The organism is Shewanella algae (assembly GCF_009183365.2).
In the GTDB taxonomy this organism is placed as follows: domain Bacteria; phylum Pseudomonadota; class Gammaproteobacteria; order Enterobacterales; family Shewanellaceae; genus Shewanella; species Shewanella algae.
The window spans coordinates 4,079,904-4,099,784 of the sequence record NZ_CP068230.1 but is presented as its reverse complement, the minus strand read 5'-3'; the positions used below and the strand labels follow the sequence as shown (position 1 = coordinate 4,099,784).

Sequence of the window (19,881 nt, the reverse complement as noted above, 5' to 3'; positions counted from 1 at the left end):
GATGTTTAAAGGGATAATCCGTAATCTGTTGGCCGTCGCCTGTCTGGCGTCTGCAACTGTGGCACAGGCGGCCGATATCGATACCAGCAACCCTTATATCATGGTGGAGCAGGTTGCCGACAAGACATTCGATCGCTTCCATCAGGACAAGAGCATCATCGACAGCAATCCGGATCACCTCAAGGTGATTGTTCAAGAGGAGCTGATGCCTTATGTGGATTACAAGTACGCGGCTTACAAGGTGATGGGCCAATATCTGCAGCAAACCACCAAAGAGCAGCGTGATGCCTTTGTTGATGCTTTTGAGGGCTACCTGGTTTCCACCTATGCCCAGGCCTTTACTGAGTACACCAATCAGAAAGTGGAGTTTGGCCGCGCCATCGACTTCAGCCAGGAAAAGATAGTCGAGGTGAATGTACAGATCATTGAAGCGGGTCGTCCGCCCATCAAGTTGCAGTTCAAGGCGCGTCGTTTGAAGGACGATACCTGGAAGGCCTTCGACCTGGTTGCCGAAGGTGTCAGCCTGCTGGCCTCCAAGCAATCGGAAGTCACTACACTCATTCGTCAAAAGGGCATAGATGCCGTGATTGAGATGCTTAAAGAGCGCACTCAGGCTCACGTCGATCCCAATGGCCCTAAAGGCAAGGATGCGCTATGAAGCTGGAGCCACAGGGCGATAGCTGCAAATTGAGCGGGCGTTTGACTCAAGAAGAGGTCGCCCGCTTGTGGAAGACGCGCAAGACACTGCTGCCGGACGATGTGCGCCGGTTGGATCTCAGCGAGCTGACATATTCGGACAGTGCCGGCATGGCGTTTCTAATGGAGCTTGTCAGTCTCAGAAAGGGGGAGCTGACCCTGGCTTCTCCCTCGCCACAGGTGCGTAAGTTGATCGCCCTGTATGATTTGGATGCCTTCTTTACCACAGAGGGCCAAACTAGGTAAGTTTCCAATGGATACCAAAGAGATAGAACAAATATTAAAGGATTCACTCTCGTTGACGGAAGTCTATGTCAGCGCCGAAGGCAGCCATTTCAAGATAGTGGCCGTGGGTGAATGTTTCGATGGCATGAGCCGTATCAAGCAGCAGCAGGCCATCTATGCGCCCCTGATGGACAAGATCACCAGTGGTGAGATGCATGCGCTCAGTATCAAGACTTTTACGCCTACCCAGTGGCAGCGTGAAAAAATCTTCAACATGCCAGCCTAGAGTATCAATGTGGATAAACTGAAAATTCAGGCAAGCGGTGCGCTTGCCGGTAACGTGGTGATCTCCGGCGCCAAGAATGCTGCCCTGCCTATCCTGATGGCCGGGGTGCTGGCCGAGTCGGAGTTTCTGGTTTCCAATGTGCCCAACCTGAGGGACGTCAGCACCAGCTGTAAGCTGCTGCGCTGTCTCGGCGCAGACGTCACCGAACTGGGGCAGGGCCAGATACGTATCGATGCCAGCGGTATCAATGAGTTTTGCGCCCCTTATGATCTGGTGAAAACCATGCGCGCCTCAATTCTGATCCTGGGGCCCTTGCTGGCACGTTTCGGTAAGGCGGATGTGTCTTTGCCGGGTGGCTGCGCCATAGGTGCCCGGCCGGTGAACCTGCACCTGCATGGCCTTGAGCTGATGGGCGCCAAGATAGAAGTTGATGAAGGCTATATCAAGGCACGGGTCGATGGTCGCCTCAAGGGCGCGCATATCTTTATGGATATGGTCAGTGTTGGTGCCACAGAGAATCTGCTGATGGCCGCGGCCTTGGCCGACGGTGAAACCGTGATTGAAAACGCCGCCCGCGAACCCGAAGTGGTGGACCTGGCCAAGTGTCTTATCGCCATGGGGGCCAAGATTGAGGGCGCCGGAACGGCCACCATACGGATTCAAGGGGTGGAGAAGCTCAATGGTTGCCGTTATCGGGTGATGCCGGACAGAATTGAGACTGGCTCGTTTCTGGTGGCTGCAGCCGTGACCCGTGGCCGGATCCGTTGTCTGGATGCCGATCCCGGATCGCTGGAGGCTGTGTTGGCCAAGCTGGAAGATGCCGGCGCCGAAATCCTTACCGGCAGCGACTGGATAGCCCTGGATATGAAGGGCAAGCGTCCCAAGTCAGTCAATATCAAGACTCTGCCTTACCCCGGTTTCCCAACCGATATGCAGGCGCAGTTCTGTGTGCTCAATGCACTGGCAGAAGGCACAGGCACTATCACGGAAACCATCTTTGAGAACCGCTTTATGCATGTGCCCGAGTTGAATCGTATGGGCGCCAATATGGAGCTGGAAGGCAATACCTGTATCATTCACGGTATTGAGCAGCTCAATGGTGCTCAGGTGATGGCGACCGATCTGCGGGCGTCGGCCAGTTTGGTGATTGCCGGACTGATGGCCGAAGGCACCACAGTGGTGGACCGTATCTATCATCTGGATCGGGGTTATGAGCATATCGAAGATAAGTTCAAGGGCCTAGGTGGTTCGGTAGAGCGTATCTCCTAAGCCGATTGCTCGGTGAGTAAAAACCACCATGAGGGTAATGCCGATCAGTTAAGACAGATAGCTTGAGGATCTAACTGAAAGGATCAAAATCCGATGACTCCATGTCATGGTCTTAAATTCGGGGAAAAGGGCAGCTTATCAACACCATGAATCGTTACCTCACCTCCCATCAACAGGTCAGCCTGAGGCATTGGTCAGAGACCTTGGCCCGAGAGATTGACAGAGTACATTGAGAAACTGGCCAGATTGTTTTGACACTGCAGGCCAAACAAAAACGGAAAGCTGGTCAAAAAAGCCGGAATCTACAGTTGTAGATTCCGCTCCAACGCTGCCAGGATTCTGAAACAGATTGGCCAGTGTTCCGCAGAAAACTGGCCACAATTTACAGACCTACTTATAGATTTTTCAGGGCTTCTGAAAGATTTGAATGTTCCATCTTTTATATTTGCCTTTTATTACTTCATTTTTTTAATATATATGTTAGGTTAAGCTCACCCAAGTGCACAACAAATAGGCAGTAATCTTGAATAATCCGACTAATATTCGTGCATTGTTTGAATCATTAGCAAATCTTTCAGTGCCATTAGAAAGAGTTTTTCATATTGCAATTACTGAAATAAAGAATGATGGCAGCATTTCAGAGAAGTATAAAGAAGAGCTTTTGAACGCTACAAAATCTCTATTATTTAATAGTTTAGAACTTCATGATTATGTAGGTAAAAAAGATGTGAGCTTTAACATAATGAGTGGCGGAGAATCTGAATACAATAAGATTAGAGAAATATACAAAACCGCATTCCCAAGTGAAAAAGATGAGGGCATAAATTTACATCAACACATCGAAAGACTTAGTTCAAAGTAATGCAATAACATTTAGCTAAGTCATCGATAAATTTATTTCTTATTTAAACAATTCTCTAAACATACGATTAGGATTCTTTAAAAAATCTAGTGTTATTTGATAGGCATCTTTTTCTTCATAGTTTATGAGATCAAATCCATCTTCAGATACTCGATAAATAGTAGAATTGGGATAAGAGAGAAGAATTGGGGAATGTGTGGCTATGATAAACTGTGAATTTTTTGAATCAGCTGGTTAATGGTTGCCATGAATGTCATCTGTCTAGTTGGTGACAGTGAAGCTTCAGGTTCGTCTAAAATAAACAAGCTGTTACCTGAAAACCTGTTAAGCACTAAACTCAAGAAAGACTCCCCATGAGACTGTTTATGCAATGACCTTCCTCCATAACTTGGTAACAGTGACTTTAATCCATACATGGTTTCAGTGCGGCAAAGTGGTGCTAAGGTGGGCATGCTCAGTTCTTGTGCGAGAGTTAGGTTTGTCTGGCGATAGCTCTGATCTCTCAAACGGGACTGAGTTCCCTTCCCGTGATCTACTATTTGGAACTGCTATTTAGTCGAGGGTGTGCGAAACATCAAAAAAGATCTGGCTGTCCTGTTTTTCCGTTTTCCGGAAATCGATTTGAGCTGAGAAAAATTTAGCTCAAATATAAACTGACAGTCACCGATTGAAAAATGGATAACTGTCAGATAAAGTCTGCGTTAGTACACTTTAATTCTGGTATACATGAACTTCTTTTGATAGAACTTGTAAATCTAATCCTACTGAAGGATATAATATCGAATAGATAAGATATCCATTTTTGTATTTATGCATTATCTCACTATTAAGATCGCACTTGAGTCCTAGATGTTGCTGTGACCGTATCAATTCTTCCATTGAGCAATTCGTGCTGCTTAACAGCAATAAATCTAAAATTATATTTTGTTCATGAAAACCATCCATGACCATCTGTTCGACTTCAACAAACTTAACAACGAATTCTTTATCCCTCTCACTTAAAAATAGAAGCAAGTTTTTTTTAATTATTTTTAATGACTTGACATCAAAATCATGAAGTGCAGGTGTCACAACTTCAGCTGCATCATTAAGTACAATTTTTATTTCAGTCATATTTTTATCCAATAAAAATTACCAACCTAGATCTTATTCAGATGTTTCAGGCGGTTCAATAGGGATTATTAAATCATCTATTAATTTCTGTTCATTAGGTGTTACATCACGAACTTCGTCACCTTGAGATCGTCGTCCTTCTTTCCAGTCATGTGCATGTGGCTTTTTACCATCATGATGATGGTCAACATCTATATCAGTTTCAGGTTTGCCATCTTGCCCATAAATTCGAATCTGTTTAGCTTTTCCTGTTTTACCATTACAAGTACTAATGCATCCTGGCTCTCCAGTTGTTGGATTAGTCCCTACATTTTTAGTATCAAAAGAACCTTCTGAAATGAGTTTTACCGCCTCATCTACATCAGCATCTCCACTTGCAGCTAATATTGTTAAACCCGTAATAGCTAGCCCTACACCACAGCCAAAGGGCCCAGCAGCACACGCGGCCATAGCTGTTTTTCCGTCTGGATCCACATACTTATACGGATTATTATTGGCATAGGAATACCTATTAAAGCTATGCACATCCCTGAATCCAATCGGATCATTGGCATAGAAGCGGCCTATCAGTGGATCATAGTAGCGTGCCTGCATATAGGTCAGGTTCAAGTCCTCATCCTGCAGGTGGCCAGTGTAACCTATGCCGGCCTTGTCTCCCCCCAATCGTTTGCCAAACGGCTCGTAATGACTGCGACTGGTGATGTTACCGGCACTGTCCGATTCTGCAACGACTGACCCCAGCATATCTGTATGCTGATAACGCACTGTTTCCGATAGAGCTGGATTGGAAAATAATAAAGCGATCAATAAAAATAAATTTTTATGGAAAAATTTCATATCATCAATCCTTGATTACATTGGGTGGAATTCAGGGCCTGATTGGGCACTGTCTGTTGATTTAGATACTGTGACACTTCCTCCCGCTCCGGAGCAAGTTAGTGTTACTGTATAAGAATCGTTGATTGGATAGAGTTTCCAGCCACGCAAACCCGATAACGAACTAACTGTTGCGCCAGAGCCATTCATTACAGAGCCATGACATTCTGAAGCCAGGGCACTTTCCCAAGTTACAGCATATTCTTGGTTTCCTAAGTCCGATGTACAAAACCTCTCACTACAGTCACTACTGCTATACATTTTCTCAATATAAATAGTAACTTTTGGCTCTGCTAATACTTCATTTGCAGCAATGGCTCCATCCACTTCAGCAACTATGGTTTTGCCCAAATATATACTGTCAGTCTTCATGCCGTTTTCAGATACTCGATGTAACAACTGGCCCCCCTGACTGTACACACTGTAACTGTTTTTACCGCTTTCAGTTTTGCGTACCCGACGACTATGGCCATCGTAGCTGTAGTTGATACCTTTGGCTGAGACCATTTGCTGTCCCAGGTTATAACTGAGCGGGTAACGGCCATTATGGATGACATTGCCGCGGGTATCGTACTGATAACCATAAGCGTAGGCACCGCTCAATTTACTCAGTTGATTCAGGTTGTTATAGCTATAACCTATGTTGACGTTATTCAGTGTGCGGCTGAGGATATTCCCCATACCGTCGTAGGTATAACGACCTGTACCCCAGCGGCCATCGGCACTGAGCAAGCGGTCAACACCGTCGTAAACCAGATTGTCGATATCATTGTTTCTGTCCACCCAGTCAATGAGGCGAACCAGGTTATCGTTGCCATCGTAGCTGGGGTCGAGTTTGTTCTTTATCACGCCGCTCTTGCTGTCGGTGAGCAAATCGATTCGGCCACTGGTATCCATCTCGACATTGCGAACAATGCCATTCCCGAATGTAAATTGTTTCACCTGGCCGTTGGGGTGATAAGTCACACCTGTGACATAACTGCCGGCCTTGGTCGCTTGCCCCAAGGCATTGGGAGCAAAATCAACCAATGCACCTGATGGGTACTTCAATGAACTGACGGCTCCCAGATTGTTGTATTCCCAATCCAGTACGAAAGACTTGCCGTCCAGACTCAGGGTTTCTTTATCGATTGCATTTTGGCTGTTGTATAAGTAGCTCCAGCTGATATTACCAGCAGTCAAGGCTCTCAGATTGCCGTTGGCGTCGTAGCTGTAAGTTCTATCCGGTGTAGTATCCGGAAAATTTTCGGTTCGCAATTGTCCCAAATTATCGTAGCCCAGCAACGTTTTGTGGCTGGCCGGGACTGACGCGGCATCACAACTGGTACTGCTGCCATTGGTGCCCAGGGCCCGCCATATCTGTTGACGCTGGGCATTGTAACCATAAGCCGTAATACCGGTTTCGGGGCGAACAGACTTACACAACTGTTGATAGTTGTCGTATAGCCGTTTTTCGGTGATATTGCCCTGACGAATTGAGGTAACTTGTGCAAATTCGTTGTAATCCAGGCTGATATCATCAGTGTTTGGAGCTTCAATCAACAGTGGTTTGTCATAGGTCGGTTGACCATAGGCCAAATAGGTCGTAGTGGTGGTGTTTCCTTCACTGTCCGTAACGGCTACTTTGTTTCCGGTCAAATAGTCGCGACTACTGCTGCTGTTATCACTGGTACGCGTTTGAGTGACTATTCGCCCCAAGACATCATATTCTGTTGCCATTCCCACCCGGCTGGCGGCATTGCTGCTTGGGAAGCTTGCCAAGGTTTGACGGTTTTCATGGTCGTACTCAAAGGCCTGATAGCGCGTTGTTGCCCCATTGGCGATATCCCGCTCCCGGGTAAATACCGGGCGCAACAGTGCATCATGGTAGACCCGTTTTTCGTAATTACCCTGGCTGATACTTTGACGCAAACTGCCCGCAGCTATCCCACTGCCGGAAATACCGTCATTGGCCGTTGTGACCGTTGCATAACTGATAACTTTGTCTGCCCACTTGGGGTCGGCATAGTCGATTTTGGTTAGCCAACCAATAGGGTTGTAACTGTAGGAGGCCTTATTGCCATTAAAGTCTGTTACGCTCTTGGTGGTGCCATCCGCATTGACTTCCAACAGGGCCACCATGGTGTTGGCGGTACTGCCGTTGACCGTCGTGCAACCATTGGTGGTGGCACAGGGAAGCGTTATCTTGCGCGCCTTTCCGCGGTAATAGTTTTCAAACTTCTCGTAGCGGTTTGAACCGTTATAACTGGTTTGGAGTAAATTGCCGTCTGTATGATAAGTGTTTGTGGATATGTGTTTCCCTGCAATCCAACTACGGTAAACTTGGCCGATCCCATTTCCAGACGTGTAAAACTCTTGCCGATTGGCTTCTTTCCAGTTCACGCCATCACGGGAAACCATGACTCCAGCCGGTACGTTAAGCAGATTGATCGCCGTATTATGGTGATATAGTTTTTTATACCAAATACTGTCATTCAGGTTGTTAACTTGCTTATGAATCTCAGGCTCATCATACTGGTTAAACTTTGTATAAGATGTTGTATATTTCCCAATTTCAACTGCGTCATTATATAGAGTTACGCTGTCTGTTTTTTTTAAAATTTTAGAGGATGATGCATCGTCATATTTGAGCATAGATATACCAATGTGTTGCCCTTTGACTACATCACTTCTTGTCCGAGATAAAAGTTCTCCATTAGAGTTATATACATCTTTGAATACTTGCTGGTTGTGTTCCCAACCCCAACGACGATTGAAGAAAAGTCGCTCAAATGAGCCGTCTGGTTTTGTAACCTCAGTTATTTTTAAATCTCCAAGGTCTGTATAATCAAGTGCCATCGTATTTATACCATAGGCTAATTGCTTATTTTCCCCTTTAAAGGCTCCATCATTAGATGAGTAATCATATAACCATTCAAGTTCTTCTCCATTTATATCTAATGTCTTTTTTCTCAATGAATATGTCGAGACACATTTGGGCACATGATAACCCACTAATTTCTGGTTCCACCTATGGGGATTGTCCCTTGGCATTTTCGGTACTTCAGTACGGCCGTGATACTCTTGACTTATAAAAAATTCACCAGAGGCACCATCTGGATGCGTTATCTTGATATAAGGTTCAATCGCAAAACCTCCTTTTAGGCAATCTGTACCCATTGGATAGTTTTCGAGGTAACCTCTACTGGCTTTATTCCAGAAACGGTTTCCAGGCTTTCCATTTGTTTTTTCGCTATAAAATGACCAATGCTTCCCGTCTGGCCGAGTCACCTTGCTTAGTGTTTTTACATTATCTGTATTGTATTGGTAATTTATGGTTTTCCCGTTGTAATTAACGGATGATACATTCCCATTCATATAGTTTATAAGTATACTTCTTCCATCATTTGCATGTATTTTGGTTAGATTGTCCCCTGTATACTCATATGCAACCCAATTTCCATACTTATCTTCAATACGGCTAGGTAACATAAAGGTTGAAACTTTATATAATATTGCTACGCCAGAACCTGTTCCTCCTCCTGGAAGTGTTGGTCCTTCACACATTATAACTACATCATCACAGGTCATTGATGAACTTCTTGGATGAACTTGGATAACCTTGTCATGTTGGACTAGCTTTAATTTGTCAAATGTATATTTATTTCCCTTGTCATCAGTTATTTTAAAACCTTCATATCCGTTAGGACTGTTAAAGCATTGGATTTTCCAACGTTTAAGTGTCACTTTTTCTCTAGCAGTATTTACCAGTATTTTTTCGATACCTATACCCGGAATTGATATTGTTTCCCCTCCCCAGTAATCATCACCGCTCAAGTGGTATTCACCAAAGTCAATGTCAGCAGGATTAATTGGAGATGAGCAGGCCGTGCCAGTTGACCAACCTCCCCTGTGTATTGCATTTGGGCCCCTGACTATAGATGTACGGATATGTGGAAGTTCAAGGCTCCAAGAAGCAAATTCCCGAGTGTCGTTAAACCATCCATCAGGACTGGAAAGAACCCTTACTATTTGAACTGGCAGTTGTGAATTCCCGGGAATATCTACATCCACTTGAGAGAATTTTATGCTGCCAAAGGATGGATCAATAGCATCACCAAATAAGTCAGTGGTGTAAGTGGCAAGATCTTGTGTCACGTTGAGATTATCAAGTACATCTACACCGACTCTGTCCGCGTAAGGCGATAATTCTGATGCAAAACTCAGTACTGGAAGAGTTGATACTATGGCCGAAAGCGCTAGAGTGGAAAACTTATTCATACCTATAAATCCTAACTCCTTGGATACAATTTTCACAATTAATCATGAAAACAAAAAAAATTCAATTAAAAAACACGGTAGAAACATTTTGGATTAAATAACATTTTTCGTTTTCATAATTTAAACAATTTTGAGTTAATTTGTTAACTTTAAGTGTTGTAAGAATAGGCTTCTATCTAAGCACTGAAGGAGCCCCTTATAATTCGGGCTTCCCGGAGGTGTTAACCAGTTTCAGAAATTCACCCTAAGCCCAGCGGAAATGCGATTCTTTGATTGAGAATTCCGGACGTCACATCTCTTACCAAGACTGAGAACAGATAGCACGCTTCTGCTACGTATCATATTGGCTTGAAACCTCAGCGGCCATCCCTGATACCTGTTTGCCAGAGCTATTCACTAAAGCTGGATTTCTGCCAACAAAGCTATCAGCAGCAAAGAGAATAATAGACATACCTAAATAACTGATCCTTTTATTGCGACATTTCTGCTGTGTCGTGTACGCTGCCCGGAAATGGTGAAACCGTTTCCATAAATCGCCATACCCTACAGAGGGGTCCCGCATGGTCTTGCAACTATGATTGCATGTTACCGTTTCATGCAGAGCTAAATTACTGTTCCAAACAGTAGAACACTGCACCGATATCGTCTCCAAGTAGTAACTTGACGCAGTTAAAACACCAAGCCTGATGAGCTGGGCTTCAGGAGCACATGTCCGGAAACTCTTGCGCCACAAGGGGTCAGCAAGATGTAGCACAAATAGGATCAGTGATTTAGCCATAAGCGCTCGTTCCAGCCAGGTAATGTTTACAATTGCAGCCGGGAGTGATAAAGCGCTTCTGTTGTCCTTTGGGCATCCAGTCCGCCCCTATCTTGGGATTCAAGTCGATGTCTACTTCATCCTCATAGAATACCGGGTGCTCTATACTACATTCTTCAAAGGCTTGATTTATAAGCGTCATTTTCTCATTTTTGCAAGGTTCTTTGATACGTAATGTTGGGGCTGCACGGTGCCGGACGATATTTGCTTGGGGTAATCATCGATGGACGGTTGATGCGGCAATGCTGAGCTTAAGCTGTACATTAACCTCCATGACCAGTAACTCGCTGCTTCAGCGGCTAGGCTGATAACCAAAATCCTGCGGACACAGCTGAATTAATAAAGATAGTGCAAGTAGCAAGGACTCAATGGGTTGCATGGTTGGCCGCCCCGGTTTCTCAGAGTTAAGCCCTTCAGAGCCGCATTGGGTGTACCAATCCAGCCATCGACCAATGCTGGAGCGGGCCGCTCCGGTCACGTGATGAGCCTGAGTAATCGAATGCCCTTGATACAACATCAACATTGCATAAGACGTCGAGACAAGTGCTTATCTTTAGTTTTTTGGATCCATTTCTGTATGTGCCTGCTTTCAGCGCGGCAAAGTGTTGCTAAGGTGGGCATGCTCAGTTCTTGTGCGAGAGTTAGGTTTGTCTGGCGATAGCTCTGATCGCTCAAACGGGACTGAGTTCCCTTCCCGTGATCTATTATTTGGAACTAATGAAATGGACACCTCCCCACAAAGACTTCAGTGAGCCATGCTGTAAGTGCAAACCAACAGCAATATGAAGAGGTGTCCCATGGAACAAATTATCGGAATTGATCTGGCAAAGCGAGTTTTTCAGGTGAATATTGTATCTGCGCAGGGTGAGAAGAAAGCGAATAAAATGATCACCCGTGAAAAATTGACGGCGTTTATTGTTCAGCAGCCTCCGTCCCGTATTGTGATGGAAGCGTGCGGCAGTGCAAATTACTGGTCACGCCAGTTCAGGCAATACGGACATGAAGTTAAACAAATCAGTCCACAGTATGTTGCCCCCTTCAGAATGGGCAGTAAAAATGACAAAAATGATGCAGCTGCAATTGTCGAAGCTGACAGTCGCCCGGATATGCGCTATGTGCCGGAGAAGTCTATTGAACAGCAGGATATTCAGTGTCTGCACCGGGTTCGCCAGCGGCTGATGAAAAACAAAACCGCGCTGATTAACCAGATACGGGGGCTAGGCCTGGAATACGGTATCGCCATACCGGAAGGGGCTCATAAAATTATGGCCCACCTGCCTGAGCACCTGGAGGATGCAGAAAATGAGCTCACCACGCTCAGCCGGGAGCTGTTCCATGAGATGTTGCAGGAACTTCAGGACAATCAGCAGCGGATTAAAACTCTGGATCTGCGCCTTGCGCTTATCAGCCAGCAAAATGAGGATACCCTCAGACTGAAAAGCATACCTGGTATCGGGCCATTAGGGGCTTCAGCCTTGACGGTAGCTCTGGGCGACAGCGCTGATTTTCAGAATGGCCGGCATTTTGCCAGCTATCTGGGGCTGGTTCCGAAGGAGCACAGCAGTGGTGGTAAAGTCAGACTACTCGGGATAACAAAACGCGGAGATGGTTATCTGCGAGGACTGCTTATTCATGGCGCCCGCTCAGTGGTTTACCGGGTCATCAACCTTCCGGAAGAACGATGTGGAGGTCTCCAGCGGTGGCTGAAAGGTATTATTGCCCGAAGTGGCGTAAACAAAGCTGTAGTGGCGCTGGCTAACAAAAATGCCCGAATAGCGTGGGCGCTAATAAACCAAAAAAACAGAGTATATCGTTAAGTAACTAACTGATTTTAATAAGTCCAAAGAGTTGATGTGCTGACAGGTAGAACCGACTCTCTGTGAACCTGACAAATAGCTGGGCTGCTAAAAGCCATGGCACTAATGAGGACAGAGAGTACGGATGTTCATCAGGGCTCACGAAGCCGGATATATGTGTGTGGCTACTTTGTCAGAAAGAGACCTGCCGGTGCTTGCATCGGAGAGGTGTCCATATAAGTTATTTAGGTGCTTCTTCAGATGTATCAAATGAGAAAGCCACAATGCTGGTGTTTATCTTTCCTTCCTCGTCCAGGCGTATGAGGGCTTCCAGTAGTTCAATAGAGAAGAATGTTTTCGTCATTCCTATCGGTTTGAATACATGTCTTGTACTTTCGGGAAGTTTGTTGATTTTTTCAGCCGATAAGAAAAACCGGGTGGTAGCGTTGGTTATTTTGATGCTGTTTTCGGTATCGACGGCATCCACCAAGTTGTCTACTGCCAGGATATAACGATCGGTTAAAACACCTGTGCCGGCGCAGGTTAACTTGGAGGGATAGACTTCGACCCCGTAAGGGTCAAAGCTCATGATTAATTCGGCTATCTCCTTGGTAACATTAAAAGCGCCCCCTCTGATTAAGTCCAACGCTTCAATATCGAGGATGTCAGTGTCCTGCCATACAATCTCATTCAGACAACTTGTTGGGATAAAATCATTGTCATCATAAAGTGACGAGCGAATATCGACCGCACTAAATAGTGATTCCCCTTCATTCATGTCTTCGTTTATATAGGCTACTTGCATTCTCAATTCTCTATATTTTTCTCTGGGGCAAAAAAGCCACCTCGAGAGGTGGCTTGGGGAGTATAAACCGGCGTTAGCCCATACGTTTAAGCTTTTCCTTCAACTCTGGGATGGCGCGGGTAAAACCGTCGATATGGTCGGTCAGGCGTGACAGCAGTTTGCGCTTACGCTCTTGGTTACGCCGACCATAAAGTAGGGTCCACACCAGGAGTACTGCACTGACCATGATAAACACTACCAGTGTCAGGTTGTGTCTAAAGAAGGAGGTGCTGTAGATGGGATCCAGCAGCGGGAAGTAGAGCATATCGAACAGCGGATACCAGATATGATCCGGGCCCCAGAAGTTGAAGACCAAGGCGGCAATCGCCAACAAGATCCAGGTGCCTGCGCCGTTGAGCTTGCCGTATTGCTGGAAAGATGTGTTGTTATAACGTTTGCTCTTGGTCAGGTTATAGGCGTACTCACGGTTATAGTCATCAACGCCCAATTTGGCCCTTGAACTGGCGTAAATCATCCAATCGCCCACATCCAGATCCCCCAACAGATCTTCGCCGAAGCGCATCTCCCGCACTTCACCATCGGCCAGTTGCAGCAAGACTTCGCCATCAACGTTGGAGCTGCGGCTGCGATGGCTGCTGGTTTCAGTGTCTGTGGTGCTGTGGGAAAATCTGTTACCCACATAATGGTCTGTGGTGGTGGTTTTAGTGGTGGTGACCGTGAAGTCATCGACACTGGCGCTGGCACTTCTGTCGAGCACTTTGCCCATGATGCAAGAAACGCTGACTTCACCCTTTTCATCGCTGGCCAAGACATGTTTGTGCAGATAGGGCTCACGGTAACTCAGGCTGTATTGCTGCATCATGGCCTCTTCCTCATCGCGGACACTGAGGCTGTTGGCGGCCGTTGCCGGTGCTTGCTGCTGCGAGCTGCCGCATTGAACACAGTAGCCGTGCTCGCCGTCGATGCGACTCTGGCATTTGAAGCAGAAAATATCCGAGTCTTTTCTCGGCCGCTGGGCGATATGGTAGCCCAGCGCTTCTTGGGTGACAGACAACAGGCGTTTCATCGCCAGTTGCAGCGCCTCGTAGCGGCGCAGTTCCCTGGTGTGCTTCTTCTGGTTGCGTTGACGTTCCAGAATGAAACACACCACAGACAGAACCACGGCCACCCCGATAGCGATTTCTGTGGGTTGTTTGGCACCAAAGTACAGCAACAAGGCGCTGGCAATCCCCAGCAGCAGCCACCAGAAGGCGCTGGATTGGCTACCCGGCTCATAGTCGGGCACTATGGTGGAGCGTTGACCGTCGGCTTCATGACTGATAGCGGCCGGAGCCATATGGTTATGGCTGACCAGGCGTTTGGCGTCTTTACCTTCGATGCGGTAATTCAGGGTGTAGTCTGTCGGGTAGAACAAGGTCAGCACATCGCCGCGGCGAAGCTGGTCGTAGAACTTGTTCTCGGCATTGACACTGACCCGCTCTATGTTGCCGTCCTTGTCTTCCAGCTCAAGCCACCAGTAGCTGTAGGTGAGGTTATTGCCACTGTCTACCCGGCGCCGCTTGTAGAGGAAACTGGAGTTGACCCGGCCGGTGAACGTCCTGGCGCCGGAATAGTGGGGTTTAAGATCTTTTAGGATCTCAGGGGCGACATCCTCAATGTTCTTCAGTTTGGGCTGCTCAGGCAGGGACTCTCCGCAGTGACCGCAGAAGTTTTCCTTGGCATAAATGGGTTGATTGCAGTGGTGCATTCAGTTTCCTTGTCAATGGGGTAAAAGACGGATTGTCAGTGTTTGTTCGCCGCCATTCAGGCTGTGCCATTTGCGGTAGGTCTGATAACCGGGGGCGCTTACCAGCACATCGTAGTTGCCCGGTTTAAGCCGGATCCCCGGGTGATACTTGGGGCCGATGTTCATGATCCTGATATTTGCGTTGTTCACATTGGTTTCGACCTTGAGGCGTGTCTCGGTCGGTGCCAGCTCGCTGGCCTTGAGTGGCGTTGGAGTGCTCTTGTGCAGCAAGTCTATCTTGGCCAGTGAATGCGCCAGTGGCGAGAAGGCCTGATAGATACCCGTGTGTTGCTCAAAGCTCAGCCCCAAAGGATGCAGCAGCGGCTGGGCGTGCAGTGTCCAGCGCAGGGCGTAGGCAAAGCCGATATTGCCGGACTGTTCCACCTTGGTGAGGAAGTAGTTCACCGGGCTGGTATCATCCTGGGTGTAGCGGTTTTGCACCAAAAGCACCGGCAAGGTCAGCAGTAACAGGGGCGGCAACAGCTTGGCGGTCAATGCCAGCCAGCGGCGTTTGCCGGACTTGGCACTTTCAGTGGCATTCTCATTTATGCCGGTACTGTCTTCGCTGGCACTTGCTTGACTCGCGCCGGGGCGGAACAGCTGCAGCGTCTTCAGCGGCAGCTTGATAAAGGTCATACAGAGCAAAAACAGGCTGAGTGACATGGAGATGGGCGGAATAATCACAGATCGCAGCGCCTGCTTGCCTTGCTCGGCATAGCGTCCGCCATCGGCAAATTCACGTTCGGATTCGGCCAACATCTGCAGGTAACTCTGGGTACGCTTCTGGATGTTGGGATCCAGCACATGGCGTTTGAAGTTGGCCTGGTTCCAGTCGGCGCGGACGTTCGGCACATAGAGATCGCCCATGCGAGCGGCTATCTTGCGTTGGATCTGCGGATGCAACTGGAAGGCGTTCCAACTTAAGTTGATGGGCAAGTCCAAACCGCGTTTACGCATCTCGCTCTGCCAGCGGGCATCGGCTTCGGCCTTAACCGTCTTGGCCACGCTTTGACTAAACAGCGGACGATTGCTGATATGCCAGCTGTCCGGCAGTTTCAGCCCCTTGGCCTTGAGGGCCCGGCGCAGTTTCACCTGAGTCACAGGATGCACCCTGAAGTCGGCCAGTGACGCTATGTTGAACGGATAGCCGGTTTCCTTTTCAAACATTGCCTGGAATTTGGGATGGGCCAAGAACAGACGCTGGTAATGATCCGGATCGTCTGTGTACTTATAGCGTTTGTCCTTAAGACCGCCATCGCCACCTGTGGCCAGGCTCAGCGCCTGCATGGCGGTGCCGACACCGGCGGTCATCACCCCGAACAGGGCGCTGGACAGCAGGTTTTCACCTGTGCTGATGTCTTCGACTATCAACCAGTAGTTGGGATCTATGTAGCCGAGCCCTGCCTTGGAGATCATTGTCTTGTAGCGGGCGTTTTCCCGTTCTATACATTGATAGCGACGTTCTTTCTGGGACGACTTCTTGTAGCGTTCCTGGCAGCGGTTGGTATCTTCATGGTAGGCGAAGATCTTGGGGCCATATTCCTGGGCCCTGGCACCGGCCTTGGCCACATGGGCCTTTTGCGCCTGTTGATACTTGCCCCATCCCTGATTGACCTCCTGCTCTATGTTCTGCCAGTAACCCATCTCCCGCTCCGGGATCCCGGCCAGGGTCTGGTTGTAGCGGTTGGAGCCTTCGGCATAACTGCGATAGCTGGCCGACAGTTCATCATAGAGTTGACCAAAGTCGTGATAGTGCTGGTCAAAGTCGCGATAGGCCCGCTTTTGCACGAAGTTGTGAATGATCTTCTGCTTGTAATCATCCAGGTTGTCGGTGAGGTTGTGGTCGGCATAGGCCAGGCCGCCGAACAGGGCCAGAAAGGTCAGGTTTTCAGAGCTGTGCAGCTCTTTGGGGTCGTAGTTGAGACCTTCGACTTCGACCGCGTTAACCGCCAGGGCATCACGCAGCGCCGCGCTGTAGGCCGCGTATTGACGCTGCTCCGGGGTAGAGGGTTCAATCAGCCATTGTTCTATCAGGTATTTTTGACCGAAAAACACGCTGGGCCAGACGCACAAGGTGAGCAGCAACAGGGTCAGGCTGCCTCTCAGGCCGGTTTTGAACAGCCGCGCCGGCAAGAGATCGGCCAGCAGCAGGGTCACACCTATCCCGGAAATGGTGCGGCCGTAAATCTCCAGGTGTTCGAGTTGCTCGGGCTTGGGTGTGCCCAAGCCCACCAAAGAAACCAGTTGGGCGTTGAAGATGGCCTCTGGGATCAGATAGGCGGCGCTCAGCAGCAGGAAAAAGACCCGCCAGGACAGTTTTTTCATCCTTGGTTCCTCACTGCTGCTCGCTGCGGCGCAGCTCTATTTTCACTGCATCATCGGCGGTGAGGTCTACTTGGGTCTGGTTTTCTCTGGGGCCGGCCTGGGTTTTCATGATCACAGGAACAAAGCCGCCGCCAGACTCGGACTGGGACGCCTTGCCTTTATTGGCCACAGCGCCTGTCTTGAAGGACTTCAGTTTGCCATCCACCGCCGGATACAGGCCGTTGGGCCAGTAGGTTTCCAGCAAAGAGAGCTTGGAGAGATCCAGGTCCTTGGGCAGCGTGGCCAGCTTGCGGGTCAGCTCAGTGCTGCCATGATAGGGCAGCATGGGCGGCAGGGCGAAGCGGCTGCAAAAGCCATAGAGACTGTCGTCGATAATCACAGAGTCGGGCAGTTGACTGCGCTTGAGTCCCAGCAGGCTCTGTTCGTGGTAATCATGACCATTGATGGTATAGCTGGCCACAGGAATGCCGCGGTTATGGGCCACTGATTTGAACCCAGAGGCGTTTTGCCGATAGTGGCGTATGTCCAGGGCGATACCGAAGTTGGACTTGAGCGCCTTTTTCAGCTTATTGAGTCCGGCCGAGGAGTCGTAGCGCTTTTCCCGGTAGCGGCGGTTGGCGTAACCCTGAATATCTTCCAGCATGGATTGATTACGCAAAAAGATGGGGTCTTGACCTGCGCCGCGTTTCATATCGGCCGCCAGTTTGTTCATCGAGGCCTTGGCCGGGCTCTGGATAAAGGACAGGAATACAGCGTCGTTTATCTGCCTAATTTTTTTGAGGTTTTCCAGCTCCAGACTGCTGTAGAAGTAGCGCCCCTGGCCTATGATACTGAAGGCCAGATAGTCGAGCATCTCCAGATCCCGGCTGCCGGCGCGACTCTTGATCTCAATATTCAGCTTCTGTCCGCTATGGGCATAACGACTGAACACCTGCGCCAGTTGGCGAAAGTTGGGCGGTACAGTATCTGTGAGGGCGCCGGTTTGCATGTCCCGCTGGCGCAGATAGCCCCACTCTTTCTCATAGCGAATCGACTCTATCTTGCGGCGCTTATTGTCTATGGTGCCGGTTTCACGTCCGGTACGGCCATCGTGATGAATGACCCAGACATCATCCCGGGTCAGGCGCACATCGATTTCAATCACATCGAACTGGTTATCCAGGGCATCTATGACGGCTTCCAGCGAGTTTTCCGGAAAACGTATCGAGCCTCTGTGGGCCTGAAGCTCCAGGTTGCTGCACTGCCTGGCCCCCAGATAATTGATGTTATCCAGTGGTGACAGAGTAAAGCCTCTGGCGTTGAAGGCTTGTTCCAATGCCAGTTTCTGCGGATCTACGGGTTGAGGTTCTGGGGCGGATGGGGTGCTTTTACAGCCGCCAAGCAGGCCGAAACAGCAAAATATCAGGACGAAAAAGAGACGCACAGGGGTTCCTTGGTGCTCTATAAGTATTTATAAATTAAGGGTATTAAAATTAATTATTTACCGTCGGTCAACCTGTAATGCCAATGTTTAACAAGTTTTACTTGTGCTGTCTCAAAACTGAACATTGGCTGACTTTTAATTGGTCAAATGGTGCGCTTTTTTGCGGCCGCATAACCAGGGCCGCGCGTTTTACTCACAACTTGCTTGAGGTATGCTTGAAGCACAATTGTGAATAACCAAGGAAACCAGGTGAACCGACTGATACTCTGCCTGCTTTGCAGTTTGGCTCTGAGCCCTGTCGCTCAGGCCAAGTCGCCCGACAAAGCAGTCAACAAGGGGGGCAACAAAAGCGTCAGTGCCAGGCCCGCCATGCGCATAGTGGCGCTTTCTCCCCATGCGGTGGAGATGTTGTTTGCCATAGGCGCGGGTGAACAGATAGTGGCCACCACAGACTATGCCGATTTCCCCGAGGCCGCCAAGGCCATTCCCCGAATAGGCGGTTACTACGGCATACAGATAGAAAGAGTGATAGAGCTGAATCCGGATCTGGTGGTGGTCTGGGACACGGGCAACCGCAGCGAAGATATAGAACAGCTGACCAAGCTTGGGTATCGCATTTACGGCAGTGACCCCAAGACCCTGGAAGGCATTGCCGAAGAGCTGGAACAGCTAGGGCGTCTCACCGGTCACAGACAGCAGGCCGGGGAAGTGGCTGCCGACTACCGGCAGCAATTGGCAAATTTGCGCCGGGACAATGCCACCAAGCCGGAGATCAAGGTGTTCTATCAACTCTGGTCCGAGCCTTTGATGACAGTGGCCCAGGACAGTTGGATCCAGCAGTTGTTGGAAGTCTGCCATGGCAACAACGTCTTCAAGGACAGCAGCTCTCCCTATCCCCAGGTAAGCATGGAAAATGTGCTTCTCAGTCAACCCGAGGTGATCATCAAGACAGATGAAAAGGGCGATGGCAAGCGGTTGGATTGGAGCCAATGGCAGGAGATCCCTGCGGTGAAAATGGAACAAATCTACACACTTAACGCCGATATTCTGCACCGGGCGACCCCAAGGGCGCTGGAAGGTGTTGAGGCTATCTGCAAGGTGCTCGACAAGGCCCGCGAAGGGCAGCGGCTATGACAATCATCATCCCGGCTTCGGCGCCAGTCTGGTAATCCTGCTGCAGGCGTTTTAAGCCCGGCCTCTATTTATTCTTCTGTTACTAAGTGTCCGCCAGGCGGACACTTTTGCAAAAAGCGGACAGTATCTGCTTGTCCGCGGACACAAATAAAATCTTCACTGCTTTCCAACCAATTGATAACTATGACTATCTAAACTTGGCACAAGC

The 19,881-nt window shown here is 48.6% G+C and carries 14 protein-coding genes and 1 pseudogene; 7 read left to right on the top strand and 8 right to left on the bottom strand.

Features of this window, described 5'->3' with window-relative positions; genetic code table 11:
* Window position 1: 1 nt before the first annotated feature.
* The 5 genes from E1N14_RS18330 (at window position 2) to E1N14_RS18310 (ending at window position 3,338) form a co-directional block, all read left to right on the top strand.
* A complete protein-coding gene (locus E1N14_RS18330) occupies window positions 2–658 on the top strand; it encodes an MlaC/ttg2D family ABC transporter substrate-binding protein (RefSeq protein ID WP_025011771.1) in 657 nt (218 codons plus the stop codon).
* Window positions 655–942, top strand: coding sequence for an STAS domain-containing protein (locus E1N14_RS18325; RefSeq protein ID WP_062793920.1), 288 nt, complete (start codon window positions 655–657; stop codon window positions 940–942). Before E1N14_RS18330 ends, E1N14_RS18325 begins: the two co-directional genes overlap by 4 nt.
* 7 nt (window positions 943–949) lie before the next feature.
* Window positions 950–1,207, top strand: coding sequence for a BolA family protein (locus tag E1N14_RS18320; RefSeq protein WP_025012084.1), 258 nt, complete (start codon window positions 950–952; stop codon window positions 1,205–1,207).
* A gap of 9 nt (window positions 1,208–1,216) precedes the next feature.
* Window positions 1,217–2,476, top strand: coding sequence for a UDP-N-acetylglucosamine 1-carboxyvinyltransferase (gene murA, locus E1N14_RS18315; RefSeq protein WP_028779511.1), 1,260 nt, complete (start codon window positions 1,217–1,219; stop codon window positions 2,474–2,476).
* 523 nt (window positions 2,477–2,999) lie between these two features.
* Window positions 3,000–3,338, top strand: a complete 339-nt coding sequence (locus E1N14_RS18310) for a hypothetical protein (RefSeq protein WP_144168744.1) — start codon at window positions 3,000–3,002, stop codon at window positions 3,336–3,338.
* 711 nt (window positions 3,339–4,049) lie between these two features.
* Here E1N14_RS18310 and E1N14_RS18305 read toward each other — a convergent pair.
* From E1N14_RS18305 to E1N14_RS18290, 4 genes and pseudogenes are all read right to left on the bottom strand, one after another.
* Entirely contained in the window at window positions 4,050–4,451 is a 402-nt protein-coding gene (locus E1N14_RS18305; RefSeq protein ID WP_025012082.1) for a hypothetical protein, read from the bottom strand.
* 33 nt (window positions 4,452–4,484) lie between these two features.
* Window positions 4,485–5,288, bottom strand: a complete 804-nt coding sequence (locus tag E1N14_RS18300) for an RHS repeat domain-containing protein (RefSeq protein ID WP_025012081.1) — start codon at window positions 5,286–5,288, stop codon at window positions 4,485–4,487.
* 15 nt (window positions 5,289–5,303) lie between these two features.
* Complete coding sequence (locus tag E1N14_RS18295) at window positions 5,304–9,587, bottom strand: RHS repeat domain-containing protein (RefSeq protein WP_152134831.1); 4,284 nt, start codon at window positions 9,585–9,587, stop codon at window positions 5,304–5,306.
* A 470-nt stretch (window positions 9,588–10,057) separates the two neighbouring features.
* Window positions 10,058–11,025 (bottom strand): annotated as a pseudogene (locus E1N14_RS18290) (transposase).
* 176 nt (window positions 11,026–11,201) lie between these two features.
* Here E1N14_RS18290 and E1N14_RS18285 point away from each other — a divergent pair.
* Window positions 11,202–12,221 carry an IS110 family RNA-guided transposase gene (locus E1N14_RS18285; protein ID WP_208155349.1) on the top strand — a complete coding sequence of 340 codons (1,020 nt, stop codon included), beginning with the start codon at window positions 11,202–11,204 and terminating at the stop codon, window positions 12,219–12,221.
* Between the two features lie 220 nt (window positions 12,222–12,441).
* On the opposite strand, the gene E1N14_RS18280 is transcribed toward E1N14_RS18285, so the two are convergent.
* From E1N14_RS18280 to E1N14_RS18265, 4 genes are all read right to left on the bottom strand, one after another.
* Window positions 12,442–13,005: an imm11 family protein gene (locus E1N14_RS18280; protein ID WP_117199955.1), complete on the bottom strand. Its 564-nt coding sequence runs from the start codon at window positions 13,003–13,005 to the stop codon at window positions 12,442–12,444.
* Window positions 13,006–13,078: 73 nt separating this feature from the next.
* Window positions 13,079–14,752, bottom strand: a complete 1,674-nt coding sequence (locus tag E1N14_RS18275) for a hypothetical protein (RefSeq protein ID WP_025008863.1) — start codon at window positions 14,750–14,752, stop codon at window positions 13,079–13,081.
* A 12-nt stretch (window positions 14,753–14,764) separates the two neighbouring features.
* Window positions 14,765–17,116: a peptidase associated/transthyretin-like domain-containing protein gene (locus E1N14_RS18270; RefSeq protein ID WP_025008864.1), complete on the bottom strand. Its 2,352-nt coding sequence runs from the start codon at window positions 17,114–17,116 to the stop codon at window positions 14,765–14,767.
* A 10-nt stretch (window positions 17,117–17,126) separates the two neighbouring features.
* Entirely contained in the window at window positions 17,127–18,539 is a 1,413-nt protein-coding gene (locus E1N14_RS18265) for a glycerophosphodiester phosphodiesterase (RefSeq protein ID WP_025008865.1), read from the bottom strand.
* A gap of 288 nt (window positions 18,540–18,827) precedes the next feature.
* On the opposite strand from E1N14_RS18265, the gene E1N14_RS18260 reads away from it, so the two are divergent.
* Window positions 18,828–19,673: a cobalamin-binding protein gene (locus E1N14_RS18260; RefSeq protein ID WP_062793496.1), complete on the top strand. Its 846-nt coding sequence runs from the start codon at window positions 18,828–18,830 to the stop codon at window positions 19,671–19,673.
* Window positions 19,674–19,881: the final 208 nt, after the last annotated feature.